Annotated in this window: 18 protein-coding genes; 8 read left to right on the top strand and 10 right to left on the bottom strand. The window is 64.0% G+C overall.

The genetic code is table 11. The annotated features are described in order from the left end of the window. Positions 1–458: 458 nt before the first annotated feature. The gene (locus PspCFBP13509_RS29930; protein ID WP_041161149.1) at positions 459–1,058 is read right to left on the bottom strand and encodes a helix-turn-helix domain-containing protein; all 600 of its coding nucleotides are present in this window, start codon (positions 1,056–1,058) and stop codon (positions 459–461) included. 282 nt (positions 1,059–1,340) lie between these two features. On the opposite strand from PspCFBP13509_RS29930, the gene glnT reads away from it, so the two are divergent. From glnT to PspCFBP13509_RS29905, 5 genes are all read left to right on the top strand, one after another. Then, positions 1,341–2,675, top strand: coding sequence for a type III glutamate--ammonia ligase (glnT, locus tag PspCFBP13509_RS29925; protein WP_065947954.1), 1,335 nt, complete (start codon positions 1,341–1,343; stop codon positions 2,673–2,675). Positions 2,676–2,697: 22 nt separating this feature from the next. Then, positions 2,698–3,603 carry a class II glutamine amidotransferase gene (locus PspCFBP13509_RS29920; protein ID WP_065925860.1) on the top strand — a complete coding sequence of 302 codons (906 nt, stop codon included), beginning with the start codon at positions 2,698–2,700 and terminating at the stop codon, positions 3,601–3,603. A gap of 11 nt (positions 3,604–3,614) precedes the next feature. Beyond that, a complete protein-coding gene (locus PspCFBP13509_RS29915) occupies positions 3,615–4,289 on the top strand; it encodes a GltB/FmdC/FwdC-like GXGXG domain-containing protein (protein WP_027603580.1) in 675 nt (224 codons plus the stop codon). 14 nt (positions 4,290–4,303) lie between these two features. Next, positions 4,304–5,626 (top strand): FMN-binding glutamate synthase family protein, encoded by a 1,323-nt coding sequence (locus PspCFBP13509_RS29910; RefSeq protein WP_027603581.1) that lies wholly within the window; start codon positions 4,304–4,306, stop codon positions 5,624–5,626. Positions 5,627–5,763: 137 nt separating this feature from the next. Further along, the gene (locus tag PspCFBP13509_RS29905; protein ID WP_065925859.1) at positions 5,764–7,089 is read left to right on the top strand and encodes an ammonium transporter; all 1,326 of its coding nucleotides are present in this window, start codon (positions 5,764–5,766) and stop codon (positions 7,087–7,089) included. A gap of 552 nt (positions 7,090–7,641) precedes the next feature. On the opposite strand, the gene folD is transcribed toward PspCFBP13509_RS29905, so the two are convergent. The 9 genes from folD to PspCFBP13509_RS29860 all read right to left on the bottom strand — a co-directional run bounded on the left by folD (position 7,642) and on the right by PspCFBP13509_RS29860 (position 18,560). Continuing rightward, positions 7,642–8,634, bottom strand: coding sequence for a bifunctional methylenetetrahydrofolate dehydrogenase/methenyltetrahydrofolate cyclohydrolase FolD (gene folD / locus PspCFBP13509_RS29900; protein ID WP_083221223.1), 993 nt, complete (start codon positions 8,632–8,634; stop codon positions 7,642–7,644). Between the two features lie 16 nt (positions 8,635–8,650). Then, positions 8,651–10,330, bottom strand: coding sequence for an APC family permease (locus PspCFBP13509_RS29895; RefSeq protein ID WP_065925857.1), 1,680 nt, complete (start codon positions 10,328–10,330; stop codon positions 8,651–8,653). Between the two features lie 74 nt (positions 10,331–10,404). Continuing rightward, positions 10,405–12,714: a DUF1989 domain-containing protein gene (locus tag PspCFBP13509_RS29890; protein WP_137213083.1), complete on the bottom strand. Its 2,310-nt coding sequence runs from the start codon at positions 12,712–12,714 to the stop codon at positions 10,405–10,407. Positions 12,715–12,716: 2 nt separating this feature from the next. After that, positions 12,717–14,084, bottom strand: a complete 1,368-nt coding sequence (locus PspCFBP13509_RS29885) for an NAD(P)-binding domain-containing protein (protein WP_065946537.1) — start codon at positions 14,082–14,084, stop codon at positions 12,717–12,719. 20 nt (positions 14,085–14,104) lie between these two features. Beyond that, positions 14,105–14,971, bottom strand: a complete 867-nt coding sequence (gene purU, locus PspCFBP13509_RS29880; protein ID WP_065939724.1) for a formyltetrahydrofolate deformylase — start codon at positions 14,969–14,971, stop codon at positions 14,105–14,107. 30 nt (positions 14,972–15,001) lie between these two features. Further along, positions 15,002–16,132, bottom strand: a complete 1,131-nt coding sequence (locus tag PspCFBP13509_RS29875) for an aminomethyltransferase family protein (RefSeq protein ID WP_137213082.1) — start codon at positions 16,130–16,132, stop codon at positions 15,002–15,004. A 30-nt stretch (positions 16,133–16,162) separates the two neighbouring features. Then, positions 16,163–17,179 carry a heme-dependent oxidative N-demethylase family protein gene (locus PspCFBP13509_RS29870; RefSeq protein ID WP_065926404.1) on the bottom strand — a complete coding sequence of 339 codons (1,017 nt, stop codon included), beginning with the start codon at positions 17,177–17,179 and terminating at the stop codon, positions 16,163–16,165. 11 nt (positions 17,180–17,190) lie between these two features. After that, positions 17,191–18,120, bottom strand: a complete 930-nt coding sequence (locus tag PspCFBP13509_RS29865) for a PDR/VanB family oxidoreductase (protein ID WP_065946539.1) — start codon at positions 18,118–18,120, stop codon at positions 17,191–17,193. Beyond that, the gene (locus PspCFBP13509_RS29860; RefSeq protein WP_065926402.1) at positions 18,117–18,560 is read right to left on the bottom strand and encodes a dimethylamine monooxygenase subunit DmmA family protein; all 444 of its coding nucleotides are present in this window, start codon (positions 18,558–18,560) and stop codon (positions 18,117–18,119) included. The genes PspCFBP13509_RS29865 and PspCFBP13509_RS29860 overlap by 4 nt, the downstream gene beginning before the upstream one ends. 250 nt (positions 18,561–18,810) lie before the next feature. Between PspCFBP13509_RS29860 and PspCFBP13509_RS29855 the strand changes: the two genes are divergently transcribed. Genes PspCFBP13509_RS29855 through PspCFBP13509_RS29845 form a run of 3 tightly spaced genes read left to right on the top strand, consistent with a single transcriptional unit; the run spans position 18,811 to position 21,226 of the window. Beyond that, positions 18,811–19,857 (top strand): ATP-binding protein, encoded by a 1,047-nt coding sequence (locus PspCFBP13509_RS29855; RefSeq protein WP_065926408.1) that lies wholly within the window; start codon positions 18,811–18,813, stop codon positions 19,855–19,857. After that, positions 19,826–20,485: a response regulator gene (locus PspCFBP13509_RS29850; RefSeq protein WP_065926401.1), complete on the top strand. Its 660-nt coding sequence runs from the start codon at positions 19,826–19,828 to the stop codon at positions 20,483–20,485. The genes PspCFBP13509_RS29855 and PspCFBP13509_RS29850 overlap by 32 nt, the downstream gene beginning before the upstream one ends. Then, entirely contained in the window at positions 20,486–21,226 is a 741-nt protein-coding gene (locus PspCFBP13509_RS29845) for a PAS domain-containing protein (RefSeq protein ID WP_065946542.1), read from the top strand. Positions 21,227–21,315 lie beyond the last annotated feature (89 nt).

The raw sequence follows: 21,315 nt of genomic DNA, 5'->3' as shown, positions 1-21,315 counted from the left end.
CGTCCTGGGCCAGGGATGGCCCATGACGGCGGCCCACGGATTCAAGCCTGCGTTCGGGCATACCGAGCCTAGGCGAGGTACCGAGTGGTGGGGCAAGAGCCCTTTGGTTACTTTGGGGTTTTTCCAAAGTGACCCGCCGTAAGGGCGGAACCAATAGCCGCCGTTACCGCAGCAACGGATATGTACTCACCCAAACCCCAAAAAGCGGTCGGCCCAAAGGCCGCCACGGAACCAAGCTCCCTCACCCCAAAGAGATTTTTCAGCCTGAAAGTTGTGTAGATACCCATGCCCCGATGAGGGCGTGTCAGTTGATGCATCTGTGGCTGACCCACTGCAATCGGGGGCAAGTCGAACCGTCGCACCGCCCCTCCCACAGGTTGATCTGCATACATCCGGTAGACCTTGCTCCGATGTTTGATCTTAGCCGGCCGTGACCTGAACAACGGATATGCCCACGATCACTCCTTATCCCCCCCATAATTCATGATCGACAACAACCGAATCGGCACCCGCACCAACTCCTCCGGCCCATGGGGAATCTCGCCCTCAAACGTCAAGCTGTCCCCGGCCTCCATCCGATACAGCTGGTTGCCATGCCGGTAAATCAACTCCCCCTCCAGCAAATGCAGAAACTCCGTCCCTGGATGGGCAAAGGTCGGAAACTCCTCACTGGCGTCATCCATGCTGACCATGTACGCCTCGAAGCTCTTCTTCGGTCCGCGCGTGTGGTTGAGCAGGTGATAGGTATGCCCTTTCTCGGTCCCCCGGCGCACCACTTCCATGCCCTGGTCGGCCTTGACCAGCAAGGCGCTGCCATCCTGCTGGTCGTATTCGCTGAATAATTTCGACAGCGGCAGCCCGAGCACATCGCACAGGCGGCTCAAGGTATCGAGGCTGGTGGAGACCTGGGCGTTCTCGATCTTGCTCAACATGCCCTGGCTGATATCGGCAATCTTCGCCACGTCGGACAGCTTCAGGTCCTGGGCCTGGCGCTGGCGTTTGATCTGCAGCCCCAGGTATTGCTCGAGCTTGAGGCGCGGGGCGGTTTCGGTGGACATGATCATCGGCTCCTGCACGGTTTCCGTTCAGTAATATTATTTTCGCACTGGGAAAGTGCAAGGTCTGGCGCTTGAAGGCCACCCCGCTGTGCGTATTCCTGCGGGGAAAAGAATTTTCCCATATATACAGCACAAAAGCGCAGCTCCACCCACTTCGATGTGTCGATCGCGATTATGGCAAGGGTATTGCATTCCTGTAGGGAAACTAACTTTCTTTTTAGGAATAAAAAGACAGCCTAGGCCCACCCACACGGTTTTGCCTTTCGCGAGGAGTGACACGCAATGTTGCCAGCAGAAACCCAGCGCATCATCGACAAGCACGGGATCAAATACGTGCTTGCACAGTTTGTGGATATACACGGTGCGGCCAAGACCAAGTCGGTGCCCATCTGCGGGCTCAAGACGGTGGCCGAAGAGGGCGCGGGGTTTGCCGGGTTTGCCATCAGCGGCATGGGCATGGAACCCCATGGCCCGGACTTCATGGCGCGCGGCGATCTGTCGACCTTGACCCCGGTCCCCTGGCAGCCAGGTTATGGGCGCGTGGTGTGCGTCGGGCATGTCGACGGCAAGCCTCATCCCTACGACAGCCGCTACGTGTTGCAGCAACAAGTGCAGCGCCTGCAGGACAAGGGCTGGACGCTGAACACCGGCCTGGAGCCCGAGTTCAACCTGATGCGCCGCGACGAGCAGGGCAAGCTGCAACTGGTGGACCCCAGCGACAACCTCGACAAGCCTTGCTACGACTACAAGGGCCTGTCGCGTTCGCGGGTGTTCCTCGAGCGCCTGACCGAAGCCTTGCAGGCGGTGGATTTCGAGGTCTATCAAATCGACCACGAGGACGCCAACGGCCAGTTCGAGATCAATTACACCTACAGCGACGCCTTGACCTCCGCCGACCGTTTCACCTTCTTCCGCATGGCCGCCGGCGAGATCGCCAATGACCTGGGCATGATCTGCTCCTTCATGCCCAAACCCGACCCGAAGCGCGCCGGCAACGGCATGCACTTTCACCTGTCGATCAGCAGCTTTGATAACAAAAACCTGTTCCATGACGCCAGCGACCCGAGCGGCATGGGCCTGTCGAAACTCGCCTATCACTTCGCCGCCGGCTTGCTCGCCCATGGCCCGGCGCTGTGTGCGTTCGCCGCGCCCACGGTCAACTCCTACAAGCGCCTGGTGGTCGGCAACTCGTTGTCCGGCGCCACCTGGGCACCGGCCTTTATCGCGTTTGGCGCCAACAACCGCTCGGCCATGGTCCGCGTGCCGTATGGCCGCCTGGAGTTCCGCCTGCCGGATGCCGGCTGCAACCCCTACCTGGTCAGCGCCGCGATCATCGCCGCAGGCCTGGACGGTATCGATCGCCAGCTGGAAATCGACCACGTCTGCAACGAAAACCTCTACAGCCTGAGCCTTGAGCAGATCGCCGAGCGCGGCATCAAGACCCTGCCGCAATCCCTCAAGGAAGCCTGCGACGCGCTGGAAGCCGACGCGCTGTTCGCCGAAATGCTCGGCCCGCAGATCGTGGGCGAGTTCATCAAGCTCAAGCGCATGGAGTGGGTGGAGTACAGCCGCCATGTGAGCGACTGGGAAATCCAGCGCTATACCGAATTTTTCTGACACCGTGTGACGGAGACTTGTTATGTGTGGAATCGTAGGCCTGTACCTGAAGAATCCGCAGCTGGAACCCCAGCTCGGCCAGCTGTTTGAACCCATGCTGCAAGCCATGACCGACCGTGGCCCGGACAGCGCCGGTTTCGCCATCTACGGCGATGAAGTCGCCGATGGCTGGGTCAAGCTGACCCTGCAAGCCACCACCGAAGCCTTCGATTGGAAAGGCTTGATGGGCGAGCTGGAAGGGCGCCTCGGCTGTTCCCTGGACTGGTTCCAGAACGCCAGCGCCGCCGTATTGAAGATCCACGCCGACGAAACCCCGGTGCGCCTGGCCCTGGCCGAACTGGCGCCGAGCGTGCGCATCATGAGCGCCGGGCAGAGCATCGAGATCCTCAAGGGCATGGGCCTGCCCCAGGAAATTTCCCAGCGTTTCGGCCTGGCAAACATGCAGGGCAGCCACATCATCGGCCACACCCGCATGGCCACCGAAAGCGCGGTGACCATGGAAGGCAGCCATCCGTTCTCCACCGGCGCCGACCTGTGCCTGGTGCACAACGGCTCGCTGTCCAACCACTTTCGCCTGCGCCAGGAACTCAAGCGCGAAGGTATCCACTTCGAAACCGACAACGACACCGAAGTCGCCGCCGGCTACCTGACCTGGCGCCTGCAACAGGGCGACTCGCTCAAAGAGGCGCTGGACCATTCCCTGGAAGACCTCGACGGCTTCTTCACCTTCGCCATCGGCACGCGCAACGGCTTTGCGGTGATCCGCGACCCGATTGCGTGCAAGCCGGCGATCTTGGCCGAGACCGACGACTACGTCGCCATGGCCTCCGAATACCAGGCGCTGTCGAGCCTGCCGGGCATCGAGAACGCGCGGATCTGGGAGCCGGCACCGGCCACGTTGTACATCTGGGAACGCCCGTCAGCTTAAGGAGCGCACACATGAAAACCATCGATCTTTCCACCGCCACCGTGCGTGACCTCAACCAGGCGCTGCACGCCCAGGCCATCGACAACGAGTGGCGCGTGACCCATTCCAACGGCAAGCACAACCTCGCGGTGGGGGTGAACCAGGCCGTGTCCATTGATATCGAGGGCCACGCCGGCTACTACTGCGCGGGCATGAACCAGCAGGCCTCGATCACCGTGCACGGCAATGTCGGCGTGGGCTGCGCCGAGAACATGATGTCCGGCTCGGTGCGCGTCAAAGGCAGCGCGTCCCAGGCGGCCGGGGCCACGGCCCATGGCGGTCTGCTGGTGATCGAGGGCGACGCGGGCGCGCGTTGCGGGATCTCCATGAAGGGCATCGACATCGTCGTCGGCGGCAGCATTGGCCATATGAGCTGCTTCATGGGCCAGGCCGGGCGCCTGGTGGTGTGCGGTGACGCCGGCGATGCGCTGGGGGATTCGCTCTACGAAACCCATATCTACGTGAAAGGCACGGTGGAGTCCCTGGGCTCGGACTGCGTCGAAAAAGAGATGCGCAGCGAGCACCTGCAAGAGTTGCAGGAACTGCTCGACCGCGCCGGTTTCGCCCACCAGGCGGCGGATTTCAAGCGCTACGGCTCGGCCCGTCAACTCTACAACTTCAAAGTCGATAACGCCTCCGCGTACTGATCAGGAGCTCCACCATGACTGAACAAACCCCTCCGGTCCTGCGCGAGTCGGCCACCTTCGACCGCCTGACCATCCAGGAAATCCAGCGTGCCGCCGAAACCGGCATCTACGACATTCGCGGTGGCGGGACCAAGCGCAAGCTGCCGCACTTCGATGACTTGCTGCTGCTCGGCGCCAGCGTGTCGCGCTACCCGCTGGAAGGCTATCGCGAGAAGTGCGGCACCGATGTGATCCTCGGCAACCGCTTCGCCAAGAAGCCGATCCACCTGAAGATCCCGGTGACCATCGCCGGCATGAGTTTCGGTGCATTGTCGGCCAACGCCAAGGAAGCCCTGGGCCGTGGCGCGACCATCGCCGGCACCAGCACCACCACCGGTGACGGCGGCATGACCCCGGAAGAGCGCGGCCAGTCCCAGCACCTGGTGTATCAGTACCTGCCATCACGCTACGGCATGAACCCGGATGATTTGCGCAAGGCCGACGCCATCGAGATCGTCCTCGGCCAGGGCGCCAAGCCCGGCGGTGGCGGCATGTTGCTCGGCATGAAAGTCACCGAGCGTGTGGCCGGCATGCGCACCTTGCCGATCGGCGTGGACCAGCGCAGCGCCTGTCGCCACCCGGACTGGACCGGCCCCGATGACCTGGCGATCAAGATTGCCGAGCTGCGCGAAATCACCGATTGGGAAAAACCGATCTACGTGAAAATCGGCGCGAGCCGGCCGTATTACGACGTGAAGCTGGCGGTCAAGGCCGGTGCCGATGTGATCGTGCTCGACGGCATGCAAGGCGGCACCGCCGCGACCCAGGAAGTGTTTATCGAGCATGTGGGCATCCCGATTTTGTCGGCCATCCCGCAAGCGGTACAGGCTTTGCAAGAGATGGGCATGCACCGCAAGGTCCAGTTGATCGTGTCGGGCGGGATTCGCAACGGTGCCGATGTGGCCAAGGCCATGGCGATGGGCGCGGATGCGGTCGCCATCGGCACGGCGGCGCTGATTGCCCTGGGTGACAACCACCCACGGCTGGACGCGGAACTGAAAAAGATCGGCTCGGCCGCCGGCTTCTATGACGACTGGCAAAACGGTCGCGACCCGGCCGGCATCACCACCCAGGACCCGGAGCTGTCCAAGCGCCTCGACCCGGTGGAAGGCGGGCGGCGGTTGGCCAACTACCTGCGGGTGATGGTGCTGGAGGCGCAGACCATGGCCCGTGCGTGCGGCAAGTCGCACCTGCACAACCTCGACCCCGAGGACCTGGTGGCGCTGACAGTGGAATCGGCCGCCATGGCGCGGGTGCCGCTGGCGGGGACCAGTTGGGTGCCGGGTTCCGGTTACTGAGTTTACCCCCCCTGTAGGAGCGAGCTTGCTCGCGAAGATCGTCAACGATAACGCTGGCACCCTGGATGAACGCGTTGCCTGGACGTTTTTCGCGAGCAAGCTCGCTCCTACACACTTCTGTTGCAGGAGCTTTGAACATGATCAATCGTCTTCTCGGCAAATCCCTTATTGGCTTATTGGCGACCGGTGCACTTGTGCCCCTCGCCCAGGCCGCCGACGCCCCCACCTTGAACACCGGCAGCACCGCCTGGATGGTCACCGCCGCCGTGCTGGTGCTGTTCATGTGCTTGCCGGGGCTCGCGTTGTTCTACGGTGGCCTGGTCCGTGCGAAAAACATGCTTTCGCTGTTCACCCAGTGCTTCGGCATTGCCGGCTTGGTGGGCGTGCTGTGGGTGATCTACGGCTACAGCATGGTGGTCGACACCACCGGCATGGTCGAAGGGCAGGTGACCTTCAACAGTTTTGTCGGCGGCCTGAGCCGCGCCTTTCTGGCGGGCATGACCCCGGAGAGCCTGGTGGGGGATATTCCGGAAGGGGTGTTCGTGACCTTCCAGATGACCTTCGCCATCATCACCCCGGCCCTGATCGCCGGCGCCTTTGCCGAACGCATGAAGTTCTCGGCGGCGCTGCTGTTCATGGCCATCTGGTTCACCCTGGTCTATGCCCCGGTGGCGCATATGGTCTGGGGCGGTTCGGGGGCCTTGATGCATAACTGGGGCGTGCTCGACTTTGCCGGCGGCACCGCCGTGCACATCAATGCCGGTGTGGCTGCGCTCGCTGCGTGCCTGATCCTCGGCAAGCGCAAGGGCTACCAGAACACGCCGATGCCGGCGCATAACCTCAGCCTGACCATGGCCGGCGCGGCGATGCTCTGGGTCGGCTGGTTCGGCTTCAATATCGGCTCCGGTGGCGGCCTCAGCGGCACCTCGGGCATCGTCATGCTCAACACTCAGTTGGGCGCCTGCGCCGGGATTCTCGGCTGGATGTTCACCGAGTGGTTCAAGGTCGGCAAGCCCAGTGCCCTCGGCCTGGCCAGCGGCGCGTTGGCCGGCCTGGTGGGGATCACCCCGGCGTGTGCCTACGTGGGCGTCGGCGGTGCGTTGGCCATCGGCTTGTTGTGCGGGGTGTTCTGCTACTTGAGCGTGACGGTGTTGAAGCGCCGTTTCGGCTACGACGACAGCCTCGATGTGTTCGGCCTGCACGGCATTGGCGGGATGATTGGCGCGGTGTTGACGGGGGTGTTCTGTGTACCGTCCATGGGGGGCTTGGTGGAAGGTGTGACCATGGGCGGGCAGGTGGTTGCCCAGCTCAAGGGGGTGCTGCTGACTACGGTGTACTGTTTTGTGATCAGTTGGATCATCCTCAAGGGGGTCAATGCCCTGGTTGGCTTGCGTGCCCATGAGTCGGTGGAGGAGATGGGGTTGGACCTGGCCGAGCATAATGAGCGGGCCTACAACCACTGATCATTTTCCCTGAGTAAACGCAGCTCAAAATGTAGGAGGGGAGCTTGCTTCCGTGATGGCTCAGGAGCCGACGACTATCTAACTGATGCCCCGCTACCTAAATGTGGGAGGGGGCTTGCTCCCGATGGCGGCCTGACAGCCGACCAGGATGTTGGATCAGTTCGAGTACATATCCGTTGCTGCGGTCACGGCCGCTATGGGTTCCGCCCTTACGGCGGGTCACTTTTGGAAAAGAGCCCCAAAAGTAACCAAAAGGGCTCTTGCCCCACCACTCGGCACCTCGCCTAGGCTCGGTGTGCCCGTAATCCGACAGTGATGTGGGGGGCCGCCGCCACGCGCCATCCATGGCGCGGGGCGGCTAAACCGGCATCCCTGCCGGTTTACCCCCCAAATCACTATCGGATTCCGGCCAGCGTGGTTAACGGGGCGCCTGAGATCAAGATCAAGATCAAGATCCAGATCAAGATCAAGATCTACAGCAAGAGCAAGAGCGGCTCGCTTCGCATCGTGGTTAGCGTTGTGGATACCTAGGCGCCTACAGCGGTCTGCCAGTCAGCTTGGTTGTAGCTGAGCCACGGCCATCGGGGGCAAGTTCCCTCCCGCATTTGCCTTGCTGCGTTGCAGCTGGCTCGCCACCAGGGTGTTCTTCAGCAGGTAGGCAATCGTCATTGGCCCCACACCGCCGGGCACCGGTGTGATCGCGCTGGCCACGGTGCGTGCGCTGGCGTAATCCACATCCCCCACCAACCGCGTGCCGGTCTCGGTGGTGATGCGGTTGATCCCCACATCAATGACCACTGCGCCGGGCTTGAGCCAACTGGCGTCGATCAACTGCGGTCGGCCTACGGCGGCGACGACGATGTCGGCCAAACGGCACAGCGCCGGTGCATCGACGCTGCGCGAGTGCACCACGCTGACCGAGCAGTTGGCCTGCAGCAGCAGGGTTGCCATGGGTTTGCCGACAATGTTCGAACGACCGATCACCACCGCGTGCAAGCCGCTCAAGTCGCCGCAGGTTTCGTGCAGCAGGCGCATGCAGCCGCTGGGCGTGCAGGGCGTGAGCACCTCGATGCCTTGCACCAGGCCACCGACGTTTTCGCGGTGGAAGCCATCCACATCCTTGATCGGGTCGATCGCGTGGATCACTGCCGCTTCGTCGATATGCGCCGGCAGCGGTAACTGCACCAGGATGCCGTTGACCGTCGTGTCGGCGTTCAACTGGGCAAGCAGGTCGAGCACCTGCGTCTGGCTGGCATCCTCCGGCAGCCGGTATTCCAGGGAGCGAATCCCGACTTCCTTGGCCCGCAGCAGCTTATTGCGCACGTAGACGTGGCTGGCCGGGTCATCGCCCACCAGCAATACCGCCAGGGCCGGGTAGATTTGCTGCGAGGCGAGCAGCAGGACCTCTTCGCGAACCTCGTCGAGCACCTGGGCAGAGATGGCCTTGCCGTCGATATCGCGGGCAAGCGTGGGGAGAGAGCTGGTCAAAAGCGTCACCGTTGTCTGGGGAAATAAGGCGCTGAGGGATAAGACTCCCTCAGCCATAGGCAGGCCGGAAGGCTCAGGCTACCAGTTGATGGCAGGCATACACCACCAGCACACCGGCGACCAGCGTGGCATAGGGCAGCCAGCCGGCGCGGCGCTGGCCGTCATCGGCCTGGATATACAGGTCGGTGAGCATGGCGGCAGGGAAGCGGCCCTTGTCCTGTACATAGTGGCGGTAGCAGAACACCGGCAGGATCAGCAGCGCCAACAGCAAGCCGGTGACCAGCGTGCCTGCGCCCCAGATGTCCGCGCCCAGGCCCATGCAGGCCAGGTTGACGAAACTCAGCACGCCGCCCGCCGCCAGCAGCACGGTGGGGGCTTTGTACGGGCGCACCCAGTCGGGGCGGTCCAGGCGGTGGATCCAGCCGGCATTGAGGTTGAGGAAGTTGAAGATGATGTAGCTGACGTTGGACGCCGCAAGCACGAATACGTAGTCCGACATCAGCAACAGCAGCAGGTTGAACGACAGGTCGGTCCACATCGCCGCGGTTGGCGCACCATGTTCGTTGGTGCGCCCCAAGTACTTGGGCAGCCAGCCATCCACCGAGGCCTGGTACAGGGTGCGCGACGAACCGGACATCGAGGTCATGATCGCCAGCAACGTCGCCAGCACCAGCATGATCAGCACGACATTGGCCACCACCTTGCCGCCGCCGATGCTGTCGGCCATCACCTGGCCAACGCCCATGCCGCTGTAGATCGCGGGCGAGAGCAGGCCGCTGTACACCGCGGGCGTCACGATTGCGCCACTGGCGTCGAGCACCGCCGGCGTTACCAGTTGGCCCAGCCCGAGGCTGCCTTGGAACGCCAGCGGCACCAGGGTGAACACCAGGATGCACAGCAGGCCGGCGTAGAAGATCGCCTTGAAGGTGTCGCGCTTGGGGTCCTTGAACTCACGGGTGTAGCACACCGCCGTTTCAAAGCCGTAGGTGGACCACGCCGCCATGAACAGCCCTCCGGCCATCAGTGACCAGCCGGACATATCCCACGGCCCATCGATGACTTGCCCGGCCGCGTCATGGGCCAGGGGGTACAGCGGCAGGAAGTTGGCCTGGGTCGCATCCCCGGTGAACAACGGCACCACGCCCACCAGCAGCAGCGGAATCAACGAGGTGACGCCGAGCACCAGGGTCAGGCGCGCCGACCGCAGGATGCCGCCGTGCTGCACGGCAAACACCGTGAGCAAAATCAACAAGCCAATGGCGAACGTCGCGTTGATGCGCAACGACAGGCCGCTCTTGACCCAGCCCAGGTCCAGCAGGGTCAGTTGCCAGGTGTTGATCAACGCATCGGCGGGAAACAGCGCCGTGAGGATATACCCCGCCGCCAGCCCCGAACCGATGGACAGCACCGGCGACCAGGCCAGCCAGTTGCACCACACTGACACCGGTGCGATCAGCTTGCTGTAGCGCACCCACGCCACCGCGCCGTACACCGAGGCGCCGCCGGATTTGTGCGGGAACAGCCCGGCGATCTCGGCGTAGGTGAAGGCCTGTATAAACCCGAACAGGATCGACACGATCCACACGATCCATGCCGGTTTGCCCACCGTGGCGGCGATCGCACCGATGGAGAACAACACCAGCGCGGGCACGCCACTGGCGACCCAGAAGGCCCCGCGCCAGTCGATCTTGCGGTGCAGGCTGCCCACCGAGCCGGCAGCCTGCGGTACAGCCTCGAACGTCGTCGCTTCCATCTTCGTATTCCCATGTCTGAATAGCGGTTAGGTTGGGGCAGTCAAAATGGGTTGGCACACACGTTTCGGGACGATCAGCTGCGCACCCGGCTTTTGTCCGGGTCGTAGAAAATCGCTGCGCTGACCGTGGCGCTGATGCGCTTCTGCAGGCCATCGACTTTGCCAATCTCAAGTTCAGTGCCGGGCTCGGCGCAGCTCACGTCGACCCGGCACAACGCGATATTGCTGGCCAGCAGCGGTGAGCGGCAGGCACTGGTGATCACCCCGACCTGGGCTCGGCCCTGGTACACCGGGTCGCCATGGTGGGCGGTCTCGTTGCCGCTCAGGTGCAGGCCGACCAGCTTGTGGCTGGGGTGTGCGCTGCGCCGCAGCAGGGCGTCGCGACCGATAAAGTCATCGGTCTTGCTCTTGAGCGGCACGCTGAAACCGATACCGGCCTCGAACGGATCGGTCTGGTCGCTGAACTCGTAGCCGGCGAAAATCAGCCCGGCTTCGATGCGCAGCAGGTCCAGGGCTTCCAGGCCCAGGGGCACCAGCCCCAAGGGTTGGCCGAGTTGCCAGATGCGGTCCCAGACCCGTTCGGCGTCTTCGGGCTGGCACCACACCTCAAAGCCCAGTTCGCCGGTGTAGCCGGTGCGCGAAATCATCAACGGGCAGCCGTCGAAACCGTCCAATCGACCGACCAGGAAGCGAAACCAGCCGAGGGTTTCCACACTCGGTTGCGTGGGCGGGGTCCAGACCATCTGCTTGAGCAGCTCGCGACTCAGCGGCCCCTGCACCGCCAGGTTGTGAATCTGCTCGCTGGCGGACTTGACCCACACCTTCATGCCCAGTTTCTGTGCCTGCTCGCGCAACCACACGCCGGCGTAGTCTTCGCCGCAGATCCAGCGGAAGTTGTCCGGGCCCAGGCGCAGCAGGGTACCGTCGTCGAGCATGCCGCCGTGGGCGTGGCACATCGCCGAATACACCACCTGGCCCACCGCCAGGCGCCGTATGTCGCGGGTCAGGCAGTACTGCAACAGGGCTTCGGCGTCGGGGCCGATGATTTCGAATTTGCGCAGGGCGGTCAGGTCCATCACCGCCACCCGTTCGCGGCAACCGAGGTATTCCTCGGTGACGCCGTAACCGTCGTAGCGCAGCGGCAGCCACCAATTGCGGTAGTCGGTGAAGCTGCCGGTGAGGGCGCGGGTACGTGAGTGAAACGCGGACTCACGGGTGAGGATCGGGTCGGCATCCGCCGTGGTTCGAGTGCTCATGGCGATGGAAAAACGCTCCTTCTCGCTGTAGATGCGGACATGGATATCGGTCGGGTTCCAGCCATTGGCCGGGTCAATGTCATCCGGGCACGAGGTACTGCCACACAGCAGGTCGGTCATGGCCCGCAGCAGCACATAATCGCCGGGCCGTGACCAGGGTTCATCCAGGGTCATCTGCTGGTGCGCATCGATACCGGTGTTGAAGAAGAAATTGATCGCCGGCCAGCCGTTGCGCGCCTGCACGCCATGGGGGGCGAGGACGCGGCTGAGGTTGTCGCTGCAGTTGTCGTGCCCGAAATAGCCATGGGTTTCGTAGTAGCGCGCCGCGCAGGCCAGGGCGAATGAATCGTGGCGCCCGACCGTGTCTTGCACCACCTCCAGCATCGGTTGCATATGGCGGTCGAAAAACTTCGAAAACAGCCCCGGTGCCGGGTAGGCGCTGCCGTTCAGGGTGCGCGTGACGGTCTGGTCCAGGTCCAGCTCGACGCCGCGATCCAGGGCGCGCCGGTCGAGGGCGACGAAGTCCGAACACTGGCGGCCCGCGACGTCCAGCACCTGGATGTACTGCCCTTTGGCGACGGTGTAGCCGTGGGCCGTGCCCGCCCGAAGGGTGAATTCGTCGAGTACATCGCCCAACGGCTCGGGCAGGGCCGGCAGCAGCAGCGGTGACGGATTGGCCCGCGTCACTATCAGACGCAGCTCGCTGGGCCGGTATTGCCGGTCGACGGCGGTGGCCTCGGCGGGGGCGGCGACGATCACCAGCAGCGCGTCCTCGGCGACAAACTGCCGGCTGTGGCCGGGCGGGCTGTCGGCGTCCCATAGCGAGGCCGCCAGCGGCAAGGCCTGTGCATCGATGCCGCGCCGCTGGAGCGCCTGGCCGATACGCCCAGGCACGCTGCACGCCGTTGACCCGCTCAGGCCCCAGCTCGCCAGGGCGCTGCGGCCGCCGGCGTCGAGGGCCAGCAGTGCGCAGGTTTGCCGGCCTTCGACGTCGATCACTTGCAGGCCGTCGCCGGGCTGCAAGTCGACCAGGGTCACACCGCCGGCGGCCACGCGGTAGCGTTCCAGGTTCGGCGCGCGGGCAAACAGCCCGGGTTCGCGGGGATGGGAAACACGCGGTGCATTCATCATCAGCCGACCGACTTGATGGGGGTCGCGGGCTCGCCCAGGTACGCCGCCATCGAGTCATCCAGGGCCTGCAACCACGGCGTGTGGTGCGGCGGCGACTGGGTGCCGGTCATCAGCGAGCGATAGGACTTGTCGCGATAGCCCATGATGTTTTCCGCCTTGTCGTGCTTCCAGTGCAGGAAGGTTTCGTTGACGGCGGCGATGTCGAAATTCGGGTAGTCGGTGGCGTCCACCAGTTGCTGGATATAGGCGCCCTGGTACTCGAACATCTGCTGGTTGGTTTCCAGGGCCTGTTCCCGTGCGTGCCACGCTTGGCTGTCGGCGACCATGTCGGCGTGGCCGGGCAGTTGAATGCGCCCGAGGATCACGTCGCGGGCATACCAGGCCTGGGCGTCGAACATGTTGAAGGAGTACCACTGGTCCTGCATGCCGAGGTAGATCAGGCGGGGATTGGGTTCCCAAAACACGCCCTTGTAGAGATTCATCGGCCACAGGCGGTTGTCGGTCTTGAGGCTCAGTGCATCGGGCAGGAACGGGAAGTGGTGCTTGTAGCCGGTGCACAGGATCACCGCGTCGATGTGCTTGCTGCTGCCATCGACAAAGTACGCGCGGTTGTTTTCCAGGCGCTGGAGCAGCGGTTTTTCTTCCCAGTTATCCGGCCAGGCATAGCCCATGGGCGCGCTGCGGTAGCAACTGGTGATGCTGCGCGCGCCGTATTTGTAGCATTGCGAGCCGATGTCCTCGGCCGAATAGCTGCTGCCGACGATCAGCAGGTCCTTGTCCTTGAACTCCAGCGCCTCGCGAAAATCGTGGGCATGCAGGATGCGCCCGGCGAACTGTTCGAAGCCTTCGAAGTACGGCACCTTGGGCGTGGAGAAGTGGCCGCAGGCGTTGATCACGTAGTCGAATGCTTCACAGGTCAAGGTGTCGCTGGTGTAGTCGTGGGCGTAGAGGGTGAAGCGCTGGCTCTGTTCGTCGAAGGTGACTTGGCGCACCACATTGTTGAAGCGGATGTAGTCGCGCACGCCGGCCTTTTCCACGCGGCCCTTGATGTAGTCCCACAGCACTTCACGCGGCGGGTAGGAACCGATGGGCCGGCCGAAATGCTCTTCGAAGGTGTAGTCGGCGAACTCCAGGCATTCCTTGGGGCCGTTGGACCACAGGTAGCGGTACATGCTGCCGTGCACCGGCTCGCCGTTCTCGTCGAGGCCGGTGCGCCAGGTGTAGTTCCACATGCCACCCCAGTCCTGCTGTTTTTCAAAGCACACCAGCTCAGGGATGGCGGCGCCTTTGTCGCGGGCCGACTGGAACGCGCGAAGTTGCGCCAGGCCGCATGGGCCGGCACCGATGATTGCAACACGTAGGGTCATGAGCGTGCCTCCTGAAGGTTTCAGCGAAAGATCACTGTCTTGTCCTGGTTGATGAACACCCGGTGTTCCAGGTGGTATTTCAGGGCTTTGGAAAGGGCCACGGTTTCGGTGTCGCGGCCGATGGCGACCAGCGAGTCGGGCAGGTGGGTATGGTCGACGCGCTGGATTTCCTGCTCGATGATCGGGCCTTCATCCAGGTCGCTGGTGACGTAGTGGGCGGTGGCGCCGATCAGCTTGACGCCACGGTCATAGGCTTGGTGATACGGCTTGGCGCCCTTGAACCCTGGGAGGAACGAGTGATGGATATTGATCGCCCGGCCCGACAGTTGCTGGCACAGGCCGTCGGACAGGATCTGCATGTAGCGCGCGAGCACCACCAGGTCGGTCTGGGTGTCTTCGACGATGCGCATCAGCTCGGCTTCCTGGCCGGCCTTGGTGTCCTGGGTGATCGGCAGGTAGATGAAGCGGATGCCTTCGCGTTCGGCCATCGCCCGCAGGTCCAGGTGGTTGGAGACCACGGCGGTGATGTGCATGTCCATCTCGCCCTTGCGGTGGCGGTAGAGCAGGTCGGTGAGGCAGTGGTCGAACTTGCTGACCATCAGCAGCACGCGGGTCGGTTGGCGCGAGCTGAACAACTGCCAGTGCATGTCGAAGCCACCGGCCAGGTCGCCGAGGCCTTTGCGCAGGGCGCCGATGTCGCCGCTCACGCCGGTGTTGAAACGGAACACCGCGCGCATGAAAAACTGCCCGGTGAACTCATCGTCGAACTGCGCCAGCTCGCTGATGTAGCACTGCTGTTGGGCCAGGCACGCGCTGATCGCGGCGACGATCCCGGACGCCGCCGGGCAGGTGATCTTGAGAATGTAATGTTCGCGGGAGGCGTCCATCGAAAGCTCCTGAGTTCAGTGAAGGAAGGCTCAGCCCTTGGCCGTACGCTTGGTTTTCTGCGGGTCGTCGAAGGGCAGGGCGTGGGTGCTGGCGCTGGCCTCAAGGCTGCCGCGAACCTGCAAGGCAATACCGGGTTCGGAACAGGCGACGCTCATGCGCGCGATGGCCATCGAGCGTTTGCTCAGGCGCGAATACATGCCGCAGGTGATCACGCCGACTTGCTGGTTGCCCTGCCACAAGGTGTCGCCGGCCTCGGCGGCGCGGACGCCCTCAAGCAGCACGCCGGTGATTTTGAAGCGCTCCTGGCCGCGCAGGCGCAGGTGTTCTTCGGCGCCACGGAAGGCGTTCTTGCCAGGTGAAACAGTGAAATCCAGGCCCATTTCCCAGAGGGTGTCGCCGGCCTTCTGGTCGGCGAAGGGGTACATCTGCGAGTTGTCGTAGGGGAAAAACATCAGCGAGCTTTCCACCCGCAGCCAGTCCAGGGCGGTGAAGGCGCAGGGGATGATCCCCAGGCTCGCGCCTTGTTCGAGGATGCTGTCCCACAGGAACGGCGCATCGGCGGCCTTGCAGAAAATCTCATAGCCACGTTCGCCGGTGTAGCCGGTGCGCGAGATCATCACCGGGCGGTCGAACAGGCGGGTTTGCAGGTGGTGGAAGTACGCCAGTTGGCGGATGCCCGGCACGTGTTCGGCGAGGAAATCCACCGCCAGCGGACCTTGCAGCGACAGGTCGTGCAGGTCGTCATCGAACAGCACCGCCACTTGCCGGCCCTGGGCCGAGCGCACGAGCATTTCATGCCCGGTGCCGGCGCCATGCACCACCATGAACGCGTTGGGGCCGGTGCGGTAGACGATGCAGTCATCGACGAACTTGCCGTCCTCGTCGAGCATCGAGGCATACACCGATTTGCCCGGGTAGAGCTTGGCGATGTCGCGGGTGGTAGCCCACTGCAACAGGCTCTCGGCGTGGGGCCCCACGTAATGGACTTTTTTCAGGCCGGACACGTCCATCAGGCCGGCGCGGGTGCGGATCGCCTGGTGGTGGTCGGCGAGGTCACTGCTGTAGGTCCAGGCAGTGCCCATGCCGTTCCAGTCTTCGAGGTTCGAGCCGAGGGCGCGGTGCCGGTCGGCCAATGCAGAAATACGCCATGAGTGGGTCATGTGAGGTTCCTTGTCGTAGAAGAAGGGGCATCAGGCCTGTGGGTCGAACTGGCTCAGCCACTCGACCAGCGTGTGGCGGTAGCGGGTCATGCCCTTGTAGTCGGCGATGGGGTCGGGCAGGTCGCGCAGCACGCGGTGCAGGCGACAGCCCCAGCCGGGCTGCGTGACCAGCTCGTCCAGGCTGATCAGGTAGGTGCGGATGCTGAACATCACCGCGTGGCTGCGCGGCAGGCGCGCCATCACTTGCAGCTCGACCCGCAGGTGCACCTGCTGGCCGACGTTCTGCGCGGTGATCCGGCCGCGATCGGCGCCCCATTCATGGAAGGTTTCCGGCGACGAATCCAGGCGCGGGTTGATGGTCAGGGTCCAGTTCAAGCGCCGTACCGGCTGGCCGACCTGCAGGTTGAGCAGGTACTTCAGCGCCCGTTCGAACACGCCCATCTGATGGGCCATGGGCACCGGTGCGTGCCATTGCTTGAAACTCATGCCGGCGTCGAACGCCAGCGACCAGTCGGCCGGGCTGGTGACCAGGCCGGCGTCCATGTACAGGTCGCCGTCGCGCTGGTCGAGCAGGGCGAAATCCCCCTGCACCTGGCGGCCGATGTACTCCAGCGGCGCACAGGGCAGGCTGCTGGCATCGCCGAAGATGAAGGCCTGGTCGATGTCCAGCAGGTGGTTGCGCCACTGCCAGCGCTCGCCGTTTTGCGTCAGGCTGAACGACTGCGGGTAGTCGGCGGCCAGGTGTTCCATGATCATCTGCAGCGCATCCCAGGCCGCCACTTGCATGTGGGGCATCACCAGGTAGCGGCGTGGGTCCTTGTCCAGCACCAGGGCGCGCTCGGCCATTTCCGAGCGGTAGTGCTCGTCGATGTCGAAGGCGTGCTCATAGATCGAGCCGGGGTCGCGGGAGATGGCCGGTTCGATGTTTACCGAGTACAGGTAGCTGTCCTCGATAAAGGGAAAGGGGAAACGCCGGATCGCTGCCGGGCTGTTGCGAAAGCTGAAATCGTCGCGATAGCTCAGCACGGGGCTCGTTTGCAGGGGCATGGCACTCACTCCTATAGGTCCAGCGAAACGCAGGGGCCGCTGCCGCGCGAGACGCAGGGCATCAGAAAGTCGGCCTGCTCGGCCGGGCTGAGGAAGCTGTCGCGGTGTTCGATGGCGCCGCCCTGGTGGCGCGTGATGCACTGGCCGCAGACTCCGCCACGGCACAGGTTGGGCACCTGTAGTCCGGCGTGTTCCAGGGCTTCGAGCAGGCTTTGCTCGGCCTCGACCCGCAGGCGTCGGCCGCTGCGCAGCAGCTGCAGGTCGAATGGCTGGCCGGGTTGTGCGCCCTTGAAGGCTTCCGAATGCACACGCCTGCTCGGCCAACCGAGGCGTGTGGCGTGTTGCTCAACCGCCTCGAGCAAGGGCTGCGGGCCACAGGTGTAGACGTGGCTGCCCAGCGGCCGGTTGCCGAGGATTGGGTTAAGGTCCGGGCGCCGGTCGTAGGTGTGCAGGCGCGGGCCGAGACGCTGTTGCAGCTCGTCGAGATAGGCGTCGCTGAGGCCCCGGCGGAACAGGTAATGCAGCTCGAAGTTGGCCTGCTGTTGTTCCATCGCGGCGATATAGGCCATGAACGGCGTGATCCCGATCCCGGCGGCGATGAGGATATGCAGGTGCGCGGTGCCATGGGGCGCGAACAGATTGGCCGGTGGTGAAATCTGCAGGGTGTCGCCGACCTGCACCTGCCTGTGCAGGTACTGCGAGCCACCGCGCGAGGCATCTTGCAGGCGCACGGCGATGCGGTAGTGCTGGGTGTGCGCCGGGTCGCTGGTGAGTGAATAGGCGTTGCGCACCGTGCCCTCGCCCAGCGGCAGGTGCACCTGCACGTGGCTGCCGGGCGAGAAGCCGGGCAGGCTGCCCGTGGCGGGCGTCAGGGTGAATTCGCGCACCACCGGCGTGAGCATGCGTGCGGCGCTGACCTGGACGTTGAGGGCCGCGCTCATGGCTGGAACCCCGCGTAGGGTTGGTCGGGGTTGATGCACACGCCGAGATACGCCCCCAGGCGCCGGGAAAAATGCGTGCGGACCTCCAGCCCGACGTGGCAGCCGATGCAGTTCAACAGCGGCTCCGGCCCGGCCGCCTGGGTCAGGCCGCAGTGTGCGCAATACACCTGGCGCAGGCCGGGGATGCAGGTCATGTCGATCTCGTCGTGTTCCAGGCCAGCGACGCGGGCCTCGCCGTGCACACGCCAGATAAAGGCTTCGTCGCCCAGCAGGTAGAGCCGGCAGCCCACGGTGGCGCTGGCCAGCGCCTGTTGCAGGCGTCGCGCAAACTCGGGGTGTTCGCCGTTCAACAGCACGGGCATGTGCAGTTCGCTGATGAACGCTGCGCTGGCGGCGGCTGATTGCATCACCACGATGGGGCGGCTGCGGGTAGGCGTCATGCGGGCTCTCCACGGTGTGTGTTTGTTTCCTGTTGGGAGAGATACTTTCCTATGGGGAAAATCTTCTCAATCTGGAAAAAGGGCTATGCCTTTGGAGATAAGCCTTGCGCGCCGGCCATTCGGGGCATGGAAGTTGCTGGGCCTTTCGACCACACAGAGCAACCGGACGGGGAGTTATCAAAGAGTGCTGACACGACCAAAAGGCTGGCCGCTCTGGTTGGGGCCTGTACGCGCCGAACAGGCGCGCAGCGTGCGCAGGTTGTTGGCCGGGTTGCCCCTGCACGCTGACGGTGCCTTGTCGGGTTTCCTGGACCGTTTCGACGCACTGCTGCCGCCTGCCCGGCTTAACCTGATCCTCGGCGGCGAAGACCTGGGCCCGACGCGGCGAGGGTGGGTCGACGGCTGCCAGGCGGTCGCGCGTTGCCCCTGGCGCGACGCCAGCGTGACGGACGCTCCCCAAGCCTGCGGACCTTGCCGGCAACGGGGCGTGCACCGTCTGGTGTGCGCCTTGCCCGAGGGTGAAAAGGGCGCATTGCTGCTCGACACCCCCCGGCGCGCCGGTGCCAGTTGGCGCCAGTTACTGGAAGAGGCGGCGCAGGCGGTAGGCGTGAGCGTACGCCTGCGCAGCCACAACCGTGAGCAGCAGCGCAAACAGGCGACCTCCCGCCACGGCGCCCTGGCCCGTGAGCTGCACGATTCGGTGGCGCAGCAGTTGGGCTACCTGTCGTTCCAGGCCCATGGATTGCAGTCGCAGCTGGGCGAGCCGGCACTGCAGGACTTGTGCACCGGCCTGAGCCAACTGCAACGCCAGGTGCGCGAGCTGATCACCAGTGCGCGTCTGACCATGGACGGGCGCTCGCTGCGCCAGGCCCTGGCCGATTCGGTCGCGGAGTTCTCGCGGCGCTGCATCATTGTCTTCGAACTCGACAACCGCCTGGCCGACGACGCCCTGAGCCCGGAAACCGAATTGCAGATCCTGCAGATCATTCGCGAGGCCCTGGCCAATGCGGTGCGGCATTCCCACGCGCGCCACGTGCGCATCGAACTGCGCCAGACCCAGGACGGCGACGCCTCGGTGTCGGTGGAAGACGATGGCATCGGCTTGATCCCGGCCTGCGACGAGCACAACCATTTCGGCCTGGCGATTATCCGCGAGCGCGCCGCCAGCATCGGCGCACGGCTGAGCATAGAAGCGATCCGCCCGCACGGGGTGCGCGTGCACCTTGGCCTGCGCCGCCACCACGATCTGCCACAGGGGAGTCTCGATGGACTGCACGACCTTATTACTGATCGATGATCACCCGTTGTTTCGCAAGGGCCTGGCGCAGTTGTTCGATGCCAGCGGCGACTTCGAAGTGGTGGGGCAGGCGGCCAGCGGCCGCGAGGGCATCAACCTGGCCGTGAGCCTGACGCCGCAACAGGTGCTGCTGGATTTGCACATGCCCGGCCTCAGCGGCTTGCAGGTGCTGGACGAACTGCGCCAGTTGCGCCTGGATTGCCAGGTGGTGGTGCTCACCGCCTCCATGGACCGCGCCGAGTTGCTCACGGCCTTGCGCCTGGGCGCCAGCGGTTATGTGCTCAAGGAAACCGAGCCGGATGCGTTGCTGGCGTATATGCGCAACTGTCACAAGGGCGCGATCGTGCTGGACTCGAGCCTGATTGCCTTGCTCGCCGACCAGGCCGAGCCCACGCAAGCGTGTGAGGCTGCGGGCAGCGAAAACCTTACCGAGCGCGAAGGCCAGACCCTGGCGCTGATCGCCGCCGGCATGAGCAACAAACAGATCGGCCGGGAGCTGGGGATCAGCGACGGCACGGTGAAAATCTACGTGCGCAGCCTGTTGCAGAAGCTCGGCCTGCATTCGCGCCTGGAGCTGGCGGCCTGGGTGCACAGCGGCGCCTTGATGAAACACGAGGAGCGCCACTAGATGAGGGACAGCCCCGAAGCGTTTGCGCCCCCGCCGATTGACCTGATGGATTGCTTTCCCGCCGCCTTATTGCAACTGCGCGACAACGGCCAGATCGCCCACTTCAACCTGGCCTGGGCCGAGTTGATGGGCCCGCCGGGCGCGGAGCGCAACCTGATGGACTACGTGCACCAGGAAGACCGCCCGCTATGGCGCCAGGCCTTGAATGAACTGCGCCGCCGCCCCGACACCTCATTCAACCAGCGCCTGCGCTTTGTGCACCCCAGTGGCGAACTGCGCTGGTTCGAGATCAGCCTTAAGCGCGGCCCCCAAGGCTTCTATTTGGTGGCCGGGGACGTTACTGCCCACAAGCGCCGCGAAATCGCCTGGCAGGCCAGCCAGCGCAGCAGCATGAGCTTGCTCGACAGCATGCCGGGCCTGATCTATCGCGGCCGCAACAACCGCGACTGGACCATGGAATTCGTCAGCGCCGGCTGCCTGCAACTCACCGGCTACCCTGCCGAACGCCTGGTGGACAACCATGAGTTCACCTACAACAGCCTGATCCTGGCGCAGGACGCTGACTACGTATGGCGCGAGGTGCAATATGCGTTGTCACGGCAGGAGCCGTTCGAGCTCAATTACCGGATTCGCTGCGCCGACCGGTCGATCAAGCACGTGTGGGAGAAGGGCGTGGGGATTTATGCGGATACCCGTGAAGTGCTGGGGATCGAGGGGGCGATTTTCGAGCGCAAGAGTTGACGGATAAACGCACCTCAAATGTGGGAGGGGGCTTGCCCCGATGAGGGAGTGTCAGTGAATGCATCTTTAACTGACACAACGCTATCGGG

This window comes from Pseudomonas sp. CFBP13509, assembly GCF_005233485.1.
Classification (GTDB): domain Bacteria; phylum Pseudomonadota; class Gammaproteobacteria; order Pseudomonadales; family Pseudomonadaceae; genus Aquipseudomonas; species Aquipseudomonas marginalis.
The sequence above is the reverse complement of the archived record's forward strand: the minus strand, read 5'-3'. Positions and strand labels throughout refer to the sequence as shown.